A 12,470-nucleotide genomic window follows, 5' to 3' on the forward strand; every position below is an offset into this window, starting at 1 on the left:
GGGACGGCCCGTCATCCCTTTCGAGGGCTCCGCAATGTTTGAAAAACTCCTGATCGCCAACCGCGGCGCCATCGCCTGCCGCATCCTCCGCACCCTGCGCCAGCTCGACGTGCGCGGCGTCGCCGTGTACGCCGAGGCGGACATCGCCAGCCTGCACATCCAGCAGGCCGACGAGGCCCACAGCCTGGGTGACGGGCCGGCCGCCAGCACCTACCTGGTGGTGGACAAGATCCTCGCCGTGGCCCGTGAGAGCGGCGCCCAGGCGATCCACCCCGGCTACGGCTTCCTCTCCGAGAACGCCGCCTTCGCCGAAGCCTGCGAGGCGGCCGGCATCGCCTTCGTCGGGCCGACGCCCGCGCAGTTGCGCGTCTTCGGCCTCAAGCACACCGCCCGTGCCCTGGCCAAGGCCGAGGGGGTGCCGATGCTCGAAGGCACTGAACTGCTGGAAAGCCTCGACGCGGCGCTGGTGGCCGGCGAGCAGGTGGGCTACCCGGTGATGCTGAAAAGCACCGCCGGCGGTGGCGGCATCGGCATGCGCGTATGCCGTTCGGCCAGCGAGTTGAGCGAAGCCTTCGAGGCGGTGAAGCGCCTGGGGCAGAACAACTTCAGCGACGCCGGGGTATTCATCGAGAAGTACATCCAGCGGGCCCGCCACCTGGAGGTGCAGGTGTTCGGCGATGGCCAGGGCGAGGTGATCGCCCTCGGCGTGCGCGACTGCTCGGTGCAGCGGCGCAACCAGAAGGTGCTGGAGGAAACCCCCGCGCCCAACCTCCCCGCCGGCATGGCCGAGGCGCTCTGCGCTGCCGCCATCCAGCTGGCCAGGGCGGTCAACTACCGCAGCGCCGGCACCGTGGAGTTCGTCTACGACAGCGAGGCCGAGCGCTTCTACTTCCTCGAAGTGAACACCCGTCTGCAGGTGGAGCACGGCGTCACCGAACAGGTCTGGGGCGTCGACCTGGTGCGCTGGATGGTCGAACTGGCCGCCGGCACCCTGCCCCCGCTCGCCGAACTGGCGAAGGGCCTGCGCCCCAGCGGCCACGCCATCCAGGCGCGGCTCTACGCCGAGGACCCGGGCCGCGATTTCCAGCCCAGCCCCGGGCTGCTCACCGCCGTGCGCTTCCCCGAGGCGGACAGCCGCGCCCTGCGCATCGACACCTGGGTGGAAGCGGGCTGCGAGATCCCGCCCTACTTCGACCCGATGATCGCCAAGCTGATCACCTGGGCACCGACCCGCGATGAGGCCAGCGTCGCCCTCGGCCGCGCCCTGGCCGACACGCAGCTCTACGGCGTGGAAAGCAACCGCGACTACCTGCGGCAGATCCTGGTCGACGCGCCTTTCGCCAGCGGCCAGCCCTGGACCCGCTGCCTGGAACACCTCGCCTACCGCGCCCACACCGTCGAGGTGCTCGGCGCCGGCACCCAGACCACGGTGCAGGACTACCCCGGCCGCCTCGGCTACTGGGCCGTGGGCGTGCCGCCATCCGGCCCCATGGACAGCCGCGCCCTGCGCCTGGGCAACCGCCTGCTGGGCAATGAAGCAGGCGCCGCCGCGCTGGAAATCACCATGAGCGGCCCCACCCTGCGCTTCAACACCGACGCGGTGGTGGCCGTCACCGGCGCACCCATCCCGCTCAGCCTCGACGGCCAGCCGCAGCCACTGGACACCGCCCTGCTGGTGCCCGCCGGCGCCACCCTCGCCCTCGGCACCCTTGCCGGGGCCGGCGCGCGCAGCTACCTGTGCCTGCGCGGCGGCCTGCAGGTGCCGGACTACCTGGGCAGCAAGAGCACCTTCACCCTCGGCCAGTTCGGTGGCCACGGCGGCCGCGCACTGCGGGCCGGCGACGTGCTGCACCTGGCGCCCCTGGCCGACCGCGCAGCCGGCGCCCGCCTGCCCGAGGCCCTGTACCCACCGCTGCCCGAGGTGCGCCGCCTCCGCGTGATCTACGGCCCCCACGGCGCACCGGAGTATTTCACCCCGGCCTCCATCGAGACCTTCTTCGCCACCGCCTGGGAAGTGCATTTCAACTCCAGCCGCACCGGCGTGCGCCTGATCGGCCCGAAGCCGGAATGGGTGCGCGAGAGCGGCGGCGAGGCCGGCCTGCACCCCTCCAACATCCACGACAACCCCTACGCCATAGGCGCCGTTGACTTCACCGGCGACATGCCGGTGATCCTCGGCCCGGACGGCCCCAGCCTGGGCGGCTTCGTCTGCCCGGTGACGGTGATCGAGGCCGACCTCTGGCAGCTCGGCCAGCTCAAGGCCGGCGACAAGGTGCGCTTCGAGCCGGTGGATATCGCCACGGCGCGGGCCTTGGCCAAGGCAGGTGACCGCGAATGCACCACCCTCCGTGGGAGCGAGTTCATTCGCGATGCGGGTAGCAGCCAAATCGCGGATGAATCCGCGCCTACAAGTACGGCCGAGCTTTCGAGCCCCATCGTCCTCGACCTCGGCCAGGACGCCACACGCCTGGTGGCGCGCCTCTCCGGCGACACCCACCTGCTGCTGGAGATCGGCGCGGCGGAGCTGGACCTGGTGCTGCGCTTCCGGGGTCACGCGCTGATGCAGGCGCTGGAGGCCGAGGCGCTGCAAGGCGTCATCGACCTGACCCCCGGCATCCGCTCGCTGCAGGTGCACTACCAGCCGGAGACCCTGCCCCTGGAACGCCTGCTGCAAGTGGTCGCGGGGCTCTGGGACGGCGTCTGCGCCGCCGGCGACCTCGCCGTGCCGTCACGCATCGTCCACCTGCCGCTGTCCTGGGACGACCCGGCCTGCCAGCTGGCCATCGAGAAGTACATGACCACGGTGCGCAAGGACGCGCCCTGGTGCCCGAGCAACCTGGAGTTCATCCGCCGCATCAACGACCTGCCCAACCTCGACGAGGTGCAGCGCACCGTGTTCGACGCCCGCTACCTGGTGATGGGCCTGGGCGACGTCTACCTCGGCGCGCCGGTGGCCACGCCGCTGGACCCGCGCCACCGCCTGGTGACCACCAAGTACAACCCGGCACGCACCTGGACGGCGGAGAACTCCGTGGGCATCGGCGGCGCCTACATGTGCGTCTACGGCATGGAAGGCCCCGGCGGCTACCAGTTCGTCGGCCGCACCCTGCAGATGTGGAACCGCTACCGCGAGGTGGCCGCCTTCGACGGCAAGCCCTGGCTGCTGCGCTTCTTCGACCAGATCCGCTTCTACCCGGTGAGTGCCGAGGAGCTGCTGCGCATCCGCCGCGACTTCCCCCTGGGCCGCTTCCCGCTGCGCATCGAGCACAGCGAGCTGCGACTGGCGGACTACCAGGCCTTCCTCGCCGCCGAGGCCGAGGGCATCGCTGCCTTCCGTGCTCAGCAGCAGGCGGCGTTCAACGCCGAGCGGGAACGCTGGCTCGCCTCCGGCCAGGCCCATTTCGACAGCGAGGACCCGGCGCCGGAGCTGGGCGAGGACGCCCCGCTGGACGCCGGCCAGCACGCCATCGAAAGCCATATCGCCGGCAACCTCTGGCAGGTGCAGGTGGAGGCCGGCGCCAGCGTGAAGGCCGGCGACGTGCTGGTGATCCTGGAGTCAATGAAGATGGAGATCCCCCTCACCGCCCCGCGCGATGGCGTGGTCCGCGAAGTCCGCGTGCAACCCGGCTCCCCGGTGCGCGCCGGGCAGCGGGTGGTGGTGCTGGAGGAGGCCTGAGCCACGCGGCGGTGACGGGGACGCCCCCGTCACCGCGCCAGGCCCGCATCAGGCCATCTGCGTGATGGTGGCGCGGAAGCGCCGCAGGGCGGCGAGGAAGAAGGCGCTGCCGATGGCGAGGATGGCGAGGAACTGCGGCCAGACGATGTCGAGGCCGGCACCGCGGTAGAGGATGCCCTGGGCCAGGGCGACGAAGTGGGTGGTGGGGGCGATCAGCATCACGTGCTGCACCAGCTCCGGCATGCTCTCGCGCGGGGTGGTGGCACCGGAGAGGATCTGCAGCGGCATCAGCACCAGGATGGTGAGCAACCCGAGCTGCGGCATGGAGCGGGCAACGGTGCCGAGGAAGATCCCCATGGAAGTAGTGGCGAACAGGTGCAGCGCGGCCCCTACCAGGAACAGCGACAGCGAGCCGCTGATGGGCACGGCCAGCCAGCCGCGTACCACGAACACCAGGCTCAGGGCGGTGGCTACCAGCACCACCAGCCCCATGGACCAGACCTTGGCCAGCATGATCTCGAAGGCGGTGAGCGGCATCACCAGCAGGTGCTCGACGGTGCCGTGTTCGCGCTCGCGGATCAGTGCGGCGCCGGTGAGGATGATGGAGAGCATGGTGATCTGGTTGATCACCTCCATCACCCCGCCGAACCAGGCCTGGGTGAGGTTGGGGTTGAACAGGGTGCGCATCTCCAGTTCCACCGGCATGGCCTGCTGGCCCCGGTGCCGGGCGACGAATTCGTTGACCTCGGTGGAGATGATGTTCTGCACATAGCCGGCGCCGCTGAAGGCCTGGCCGATCTGCGTGGCGTCGACGTTGAGCTGCACCACCGGGTTGCGCCCGGCGAGCACGTCGCGCTGGAAGTCCGGCGGGATGTCGAGGGTGAAGGTGTAGCGGCCGGTGTCCATGCCGCGGTCCATGCCGGCCTGGTCGATCAGCTCGGGCGTGCGGAAGTACGGCGGCTGGAAGGCATTGACCAGGCGGTTGGAGAGCTGCGAGCGGTCCTCGTCGACCACGGCGATGGGCGCGTGGTGGAGGGTTTCCGGCAGGCCGGTGGCGGAGCTGTAGACGCCCATGCTGAAGGCCCAGAGGATCAGCGCCAGCATGGCGTAGTCACGCTGCAGACTGCGGAACTCCTTGAGCCCCAGTTGAAGGATGTTGCTCAGGCTGCCCATGTCAGACCTCCTGCTTCTTCAGCGACAGGACGCTGAGGCCGAGCAGCACGGGGATGGTGATCAGCAGGGGCACGAAGTAGCCGGCCAGGTCGCTGAACCCCAGGGCCTTGGAAAACACCCCGCGACTGATGATGAGGAAGTGGGTGGCCGGGTAGGCCTGCCCGACCAGGGCGGCCGCCCCCTCCAGGGACGACACCGGGTGGATCAGCCCGGAGAACTGGATCGCCGGGACCATGGTGGCGATGGCCACGCCGAACACGGCGGCGATCTGGCTGCGCATGAAGGTGGACAGCAGCAGGCCGAGCCCGGTGGCGGTGATGACGTAGCACAGCGCGGCCAGCACCAGGGTGACGAAGCTGCCCTTGAGGGAAACCCCGAACACCACCACGGCCAGGGCCACCATGAGCAGGAAGTTGATCATGCCCATGGCGACGTAGGGCAGTTGCTTGCCAAGGAGGAACTCCAGGCGGGTGACCGGCGTGACGTAGAGGTTGGTGATGGAACCCAGCTCCTTCTCGCGCACCACGCCGAGGGCGGTGAGCATGGCCGGGATCATGATCAGCAGCAGCGGGATCACCGCCGGCACCATGGCTTCCAGGCTCTCCACGTCGGGGTTGTAGCGGTAGCGCACTTCGGTGGTGACTGCCGTGGTGTAGCCGCCGGAGGGCGAGCGCCGCGCCAGTTCGGCGAGGTACTCCAGGTGCAGGCCCTGGACGTAGCCCTTGACAGTGTTGGCGCGGGTGGGCATGGCACCGTCGATCCACACGCCGACGGTGGGCCGTGCGCCGCGCTTGAGGTCGCGGCCGAAGCCCGGCGGGATCTCCACCGCCAGGCTCAGCTCGCCGCTGCGCATGCGCCGGTCCAGTTCGGCGTAGTCGTGGATCGGTGCGCGCTCGATGAAGTAGCGCGAGCCGGCCAGGTTGAGGGCATAGGCCTCGCTGGTGGTGGTCTGGTCGCGGTCGAGCACGGCATAGGAGAGGTCTTCGACATCCATGCTGATGCCGTAGCCGATGATGAACATCAGCAGTACGGTGCCCAGCAGCGCGAGGGTCAGGCGGATCGGGTCACGGCGCAGCTCCATGCTTTCGCGCCGGGCGTAGCTGAACAGGCGGGCGAAGCTGAAGCCGCGGTCCTTGCTCGCGCCCTCCCCGCCCTTTGCCAGCACCGGCGCGGCCTGGGGCGGCTGGCCGCTGATGCCGGCGGCCTCTTCGAGGTAGGCGATGAAAGTGGCTTCGAGGGTGGGCAGGTTGCGCTTGGCCATGAGGCCGGCGGGGGTGTCGCTGTCCAGCACGCGCCCGGCGTGCATGAGGGAGATGCGATCGCAGCGCTCGGCTTCGTTCATGAAGTGGGTGGAGATGAAGATGGTGACGCCGTCGTTGCGCGAGAGGTCGATCATCAGCTCCCAGAAGCCGTCGCGGGCCACCGGGTCCACGCCGGAGGTGGGTTCGTCGAGGATCAGCAGCTCGGGACCGTGGATCACCGCCACGGCCAGCGACAGGCGCTGGCGGATGCCCAGTGGCAGGCCTTCGGGCAGTTCGTCCTGCACGCCGTCGAGGTCGAAGCGCTGGAGCATTTCGTCCACCCGCGGGCCGATGCGCTCGGGCGGGAGGTGGAACAGCCGGGCGTGCAGTTCGAGGTTCTGCCGCACCGTCAGTTCGCCGTAGAGGGAGAAGGCCTGGGACATGTAGCCGACCCGCCGGCGGGTGGCCTGGTCGCTGGCGTCGACGTCCTGCCCGAACAGAGCGCAGCGCCCTTCGCTGGCCGGCAGCAGGCCGGTGAGCATCTTCATGGTGGTGGACTTGCCGCAGCCGTTGGAGCCGAGGAAGCCGAAGATCTCGCCGCGCTCGATGCGGAAGCTCACGCGGTCCACGGCGACGAAATCACCGAAGCGGCAGGTGAGCCCTTCGGCTTCGATGGCGATCTCGCCGTTGCCGCGCTCGCGGGGCGGGATGCTCAGGCGGTGGTGGCCGCTGCGCTTCTCTTCGGGCAGCAGGGCGATGAAGGCTTCTTCGAGGGTGTCGCAGCCGGTGCGCTGGCGGATCTCGGCCGGGGTGCCGGTGGCGAGTACCCGGCCGGCGTCCATGGCCACCAGGCTGTCGAAGCGGTCTGCCTCTTCCATGTAGGCGGTGGCCACCAGCACGCTCATGCCTTCGCGGCCCTGGCGGATGCGCCCGATCAGTTCCCAGAACTGGTTGCGCGACAGCGGGTCGACCCCGGTGGTGGGCTCGTCGAGGATCAGCAGGTCGGGGTCGTGGATCAGCGCGCAGCACAGGCCGAGCTTCTGCTTCATGCCGCCGGAGAGCTTGCCGGCAGGCCGTTCGCGGAAGGGGTCGAGGCCGGTGCTGCGCAGCAGGTCGTCGATGCGCCGTTCGCGTTCGGCGCGGTCATGGCCGAACAGGCGTCCGAAGAAGTCGACGTTCTCGAACACGGTGAGCGTCGGGTAGAGGTTCTTGCCCAGCCCCTGGGGCATGTAGGCGACCCGCTGGCAGATGGCACGGCGGTGACGGGCCGAGCGCATGTCGCCGTCGAGCACGCGGATGCTGCCGTCCTGCATGCGCCGGGCGCCGGAGAGCAGCGCCAGGAGGCTGGACTTGCCGACGCCGTCGGGGCCGATGAGCCCGATCATGCAGTTGGCGGGGATGGCCAGGTCGACATCGTGCAGAGCGAAGGTGTCGCCGTAGCGCAGCGAGACCCCGCTCAGCTGCGCTACGTGGCTGACGGCCTCCATCAGGGCACCTTGATTTCGAGGTGCTCGGGCCAGGTGGCCGCTTCATCCAGCTTGAGGTAGGCCATGCCGGGTACGCCGGTCTTCACGGCAGTGATGTGCTGCTTGAGCAGCGCCGGGTCGATGCGGGCCTTGACGCGGAACACCAGTTTTTCGCGCTCGCTGGCGGTTTCCACGGTCTTGGGGGTGAACTGGGCGACGCTGGCGACATAGGAGACCTTGGCGGGGATGACGTACTGCGGCACGGCGTCGATCACCAGTCGCGCTTCGGAGCCGAGGGTGACGCGGCCGGCCTGGGGCGCTGGGAGGAAGAAGGTCATGTAGACGTCGCCCAGGTCCACCAGGTTGAGCAGCTTGCCACCGGCCCCTAGCACTTCGCCGGGCTGGGCGACGCGGTACTGCACGCGGCCGTCGCGCGGGGCCTTGAGCAGGCTGTCCTCGATGTCGGCCGCCAGGCGGGTGACGGAGGCGCGTGCGGCTTCGATGGCGGATTCGGCCTCGATCACCTGGGAACGGGCGGCTTCGATGCCGGCGTTGGCCGAGACCACCTGGGAGCGCGAGGCGGCCAGGGCAGCCTGGGCGCTCTGCATCACGGCTCGGTCATCGTCCAGTTGCTGTTGGGGCAAGGCATTGCGCTTGACCAGGGCCTCGGTGCGGGTGAAGCGCTTGCTGGCGGCTGTCAGCTCGGCCTCGCGCTGGCCGACCACGGCTTCGGCGGTGGCCTGCTCGCTCTGCCGCTGGGCCACCAGGGCCTGGGCGGTGAGGCGGGCGTTCTCGGTCTGGCGCACCTGGGCTTCGGCCTGGGCGAGCTGGGCCTGGAGCACCTGGGTGTCCATGCGCGCGACCACCTGGCCGGTCTTCACGAAGTCGCCCTCGTCCACGAGGATTTCGGCCACGCGGCCGGCCAGCTTGGTGGCCACGTCCACTTCGGTGGCCTCGATGCGGCCATTGCCGCTGGCGAAGCCCTCTCCCAGGCCGACCGGGCGCAGCACCCACCAGGCGCCGGCGCCGAGCGCGGCGACCACGAGCGCGGTGACGATCCAGCCTCGAACCTGTTTGCTTGGCTGCTTCATTTTTCAGTCCATTTCCTTGTGATGGTGGGGATCATCCGATAACTCCACGGAAATCACCTTGATACAGGTCAGGGTGCCTCCGTCGAGGATGAGGGCGCTTCCAGCGACTTGCGATATGATGGCGCCCGGCCTGATCGGCCAGACTTTCCAGTGACCGGCGCCAAGGCGCCATGGACCTTGTATGAACGACACCCTTCAAGACACCGACGCCCCGGCCGCCCCCGAGACCAGCACCGAGGCGACGGAGAAAAAGCCGAAGCAGAACCTGCCCTGGTACCAGACCCTGAAAGGCCACGACCGTGGCCAGCGCCCCGGCATGCCGCCGCGCGGCTCGCGCCGCTCCATGGGCAAGCGCTGACGCTCCGTGCCCCACCGGCGACCCCTTGCGGGTCGCCTGGATGCGGCCTTCGATCCCTGGCTGGCCGCGTCGATACCTGTCCCTCATCTTGCGTCCTCCGTGACTCCGGGGTTTAGTGGCGGCTGCTCCAACGAGACCGCCCCATGCGCCGATCCCTCGCCCTCTTACTGCTGTTGCTCTCGCCTGTTGCCACCCTGGCCGACGACTTGCGCCAGTGGGTGCCGGCGCGCGAACTGCCTGGAATCCTAGAGCGGCTTCGCCGCGATCACCACCCGCATTTCGCCGTCGTGGATTACGGCCAGCGCTCCAGCGAGCCACGCTTCCTGCTGTTCGAGCGGCGCAGCCACGCGCTGCTGGGGCGGTTTCGCGTGGCCCACGGGCGCGGCTCGGACGCGGACCACGATGGCTACGCGGAGCGTTTTTCCGATCGGCCGGGCAGCCTGGCGTCTTCACTCGGGGTGTTCCGCACGGCCGAGGTGTTCCAGAGCGAGGCCCCGGGCCACGGCCTCTCCATGCGCCTGGAGGGGCTGAGCCGCAGCAACCGCAATGCGATGGTGCGGGCCATCGTGGTGCATGCGCGGGACTACATGGAGCGCGATTTCATCGAGGCCCACGGTGTGGCGGGCCGCAGCAATGGCTGCCTGGTGCTGGCCAGCGCCGACCGTGACCGGGTGATCCGCCAGTTGCAGGGCGGTGCGCTGATCTTCGCCATCGGTCCGCGCTGACGATTCTGCGTACCGGCTCACGCTGCTGGATGGCGCTGTCATTTTCCGGTCGCTTTTGGGCTTTAGCGTCAGGTCTCCGTCGATTCGCCCGTATGGAGACATGCCTTGAACCACGAAAACAACGACACCGCCGTGCTGTTCGGCAACGGCGACGAGCTGCCCAGCAACAGCTCGGACAACCTGCACATCAATGACCTGATCGCCGGCCTTAAGCGCCGTGAGGTGCTGGCCGGTGGCGCCACCCTGGGCGCCCTCGCCTTCCTTGGCGTGAGCCTGCCCGGCCAGGCCCGGGCCACCGAGATCGAGGCCGAGGCACGCGGCCTGGGCTTCCCCTTCCGCCCGCGCAAGCGCCTGGGCTTCGAGGGCATTCCCACCGGCCGCGCCGACACCGTGACGGTGCCGCCGGGCTACAAGGCCACTGCGTTCATTCCGTGGGGTACGCCCATCACCGGCCGCTACCCGGCCTTCGCCGATGACGCCAGCAACAGCGCCCAGGACCAGGCCGAGCAGACCGGCATGCACCACGACGGCATGCACTTCTTCCCCATCGATGCCCGCCACGGCATCGGCGCGCGCTCGGACCACGGCCTGCTGGTGCTGAACCACGAGTACATCGACGCGCCGCTGCTGCACCCGAACGGCCCGACCGTGGTGAACGGCAAGCGCACCAGCGCCGAGGAAGTCCGCAAGGAGATCAACGCCCATGGCGTGTCGGTGGTGGAGATCCGCCGTGACGTGCGCGGCGAGTGGAATGTAGTACCCAGCCCGCGCAACCGCCGCATCACCGCGGCGACGCCGATGCGCATCAGCGGCCCGGCACGCGGCCACGCGCTGATGCAGACCCGCTACAGCCCGGACGGCACCCAGTCGCGCGGTACCCAGAACAACTGCTCCAACGGTTTCACCCCCTGGGGTACCTACCTGACCTGCGAGGAGAACTGGGCCGGCTACTTCGCCACCCGCGACGCCGACCTGCCCCGCGAACTGAAGCGCTATGGCCTGCGCAATACCAGCCGCTTCGGCTGGGAAACGCTGGCGGGCGATGAGTTCGAGCGCTTCGACGCGACCCGTAAGGCCGCCGATGCCAAGGGCGACTACCGCAACGAGCCGAACCAGTTCGGTTGGATCGTGGAGATCGACCCGTTCGACCCCACTTCCACGCCGGTCAAGCGCACGGCCTTGGGCCGTTTTGCCCACGAGGGCCTGATCTTCGCGCCGGTGAAGCCAGGGCGCCGGGTGGTCTGCTACTCCGGCGACGATTCGCAGAACGAGTACATCTACAAGTACGTCAGCCGCGACACCTTCCGCCCGGGCAAGCGCAACCATCGCCTGCTGGACGACGGCACGCTCTACGTGGCGCGCTTCAACGCCGATGGCAGCGGCCAGTGGCTGGCCCTGGACATCAACGACCCGGCCTTCCAGCAGGCCTGCCAGAAGGCCGGCGTGACCTTCGCCGACCAGGGCGATGTGCTGGTGAACACCCGCCTGGCTGCCGACACCGTGGGTGCGACCAAGATGGACCGTCCGGAATGGGGCGCGGTGAACCCGGACAACGGCGAGGTGTACTTCACCCTAACCAACAACACCGCGCGCACCACGCCGGACGCACCCAACCCGCGCCCGAACAATGCCTACGGCCACATCATCCGCTGGCGCGAGCAGAGCCGTGACTACGCGGGCGCACGTTTCAACTGGAACCTGTTCCTGCTGGCCGGCCCGCAGAGCGACAGCCGTGGCCCGAACGGCCAGCCGCTGGACGCCGGCACCATCCTCGCCAGCCCGGACGGGTTGTGGTTCGACGAGGACGGCCGCCTGTGGATCCAGACCGACATGAGCGGCAGCCAGCTGGCATCCGGCCCGTTCGGCAACAACCAGATGCTGGTGGCGGACCCGCGCACCGGGGAGATGAAGCGCTTCCTGGTGGGACCGCTGGGCGCGGAGATCACCGGGATCACGGCGACGCCGGACTTCCGCACGCTGTTCGTCAACATCCAGCACCCGGGCGAGGGCTCGACCCCGACCAACCTGACCAGCACCTGGCCGGACGGCCCGGGCCGCCGGCCGCGCTCGGCGACGGTGGTGATCACCCGGGAAGACCGTCGGCGCATCCTCTGACCCCTCCGCCACTGGCCGAACTGCCAGGGCACTCCGACCGGCCAGCAATGGCCGGTCCCTTTTGACACTGGGAGACTGGCGGCTCACTCACCACGAGCCTCGCCATGCCGACCAACCGCCTCGCCAAAGCCACCTGGCTGATCACCCGCCTCCCTGCTGCACTGCACACACCCTTGCTGAGCCTGCTGATCGGCAGCCAGGTGAAGTTCGCCGGCACCGGGCGCATCCGCGTCCACCACCTGGGCCGTGATCGGGCGGTGATGAGCCTGGCCAACCGCAAGCGTGTGCAGAACCACATCGGCGGGGTGCACGCCGCTGCCATGGCGCTGCTGGCGGAGTCGGCGACGGGCATCCTGGTGGGCATGAGCGTGCCGGACACCCGCATTCCGCTGATCCGCACCCTGCACGTGGACTACCTGCGGCGGGCGAGTGGCGGCCTCAGGGCCGAGGCGCGGCTTTCACCCGAGCAATTGCGCCAGATCGAAGACGAGGAAAAGGGCGAGGTGACCGTGGAGGTGCGCGTGACCGACGAGAGCGGTGCCGAGCCGATCCGCTGCCAGATGGTCTGGGCCTGGGTGCCGCGTAGGAAGGATCGCGTCGACTAAGCTTCCCGGCATTTCACACC

At 69.3% G+C, this 12,470-nt stretch carries 8 protein-coding genes; 5 read left to right on the forward strand and 3 right to left on the reverse strand.

Features of this window, described 5'->3' with window-relative positions:
- Window positions 1–34 precede the first annotated feature (34 nt).
- Window positions 35–3,676, forward strand: a complete 3,642-nt coding sequence (uca, locus tag FBY21_RS08800) for an urea carboxylase (protein WP_142010391.1) — start codon at window positions 35–37, stop codon at window positions 3,674–3,676.
- A 48-nt stretch (window positions 3,677–3,724) separates the two neighbouring features.
- Here uca and FBY21_RS08805 read toward each other — a convergent pair whose 3' ends face one another.
- The 3 genes from FBY21_RS08805 to FBY21_RS08815 are packed head-to-tail and all read right to left on the reverse strand — an operon-like array spanning window position 3,725 to window position 8,647.
- Window positions 3,725–4,849 carry an ABC transporter permease gene (locus tag FBY21_RS08805; RefSeq protein ID WP_044405802.1) on the reverse strand — a complete coding sequence of 375 codons (1,125 nt, stop codon included), beginning with the start codon at window positions 4,847–4,849 and terminating at the stop codon, window positions 3,725–3,727.
- Between the two features lies 1 nt (window position 4,850).
- The gene (rbbA, locus tag FBY21_RS08810) at window positions 4,851–7,577 is read right to left on the reverse strand and encodes a ribosome-associated ATPase/putative transporter RbbA (protein ID WP_142010393.1); all 2,727 of its coding nucleotides are present in this window, start codon (window positions 7,575–7,577) and stop codon (window positions 4,851–4,853) included.
- On the reverse strand, window positions 7,577–8,647 hold the full coding sequence (locus FBY21_RS08815) for an HlyD family secretion protein (protein WP_142010396.1): 1,071 nt from the start codon (window positions 8,645–8,647) through the stop codon (window positions 7,577–7,579). Before FBY21_RS08815 ends, rbbA begins: the two co-directional genes overlap by 1 nt.
- Window positions 8,648–8,828: 181 nt before the next feature.
- Between FBY21_RS08815 and FBY21_RS29545 the strand changes: the two genes are divergently transcribed.
- From FBY21_RS29545 to FBY21_RS08830, 4 genes are all read left to right on the forward strand, one after another.
- Entirely contained in the window at window positions 8,829–9,005 is a 177-nt protein-coding gene (locus FBY21_RS29545; protein WP_164707328.1) for a hypothetical protein, read from the forward strand.
- Window positions 9,006–9,148: 143 nt separating this feature from the next.
- The gene (locus FBY21_RS08820) at window positions 9,149–9,730 is read left to right on the forward strand and encodes a murein L,D-transpeptidase catalytic domain-containing protein (protein ID WP_142010398.1); all 582 of its coding nucleotides are present in this window, start codon (window positions 9,149–9,151) and stop codon (window positions 9,728–9,730) included.
- 105 nt (window positions 9,731–9,835) lie between these two features.
- On the forward strand, window positions 9,836–11,845 hold the full coding sequence (locus tag FBY21_RS08825) for a PhoX family protein (protein ID WP_142010400.1): 2,010 nt from the start codon (window positions 9,836–9,838) through the stop codon (window positions 11,843–11,845).
- A 104-nt stretch (window positions 11,846–11,949) separates the two neighbouring features.
- Entirely contained in the window at window positions 11,950–12,450 is a 501-nt protein-coding gene (locus tag FBY21_RS08830; protein ID WP_044405807.1) for a DUF4442 domain-containing protein, read from the forward strand.
- The last annotated feature ends 20 nt before the right edge of the window (window positions 12,451–12,470 follow it).

The organism is Pseudomonas sp. SLBN-26 (genome assembly GCF_006715895.1).
Taxonomy (GTDB): Bacteria; Pseudomonadota; Gammaproteobacteria; order Pseudomonadales; family Pseudomonadaceae; genus Metapseudomonas; species Metapseudomonas otitidis.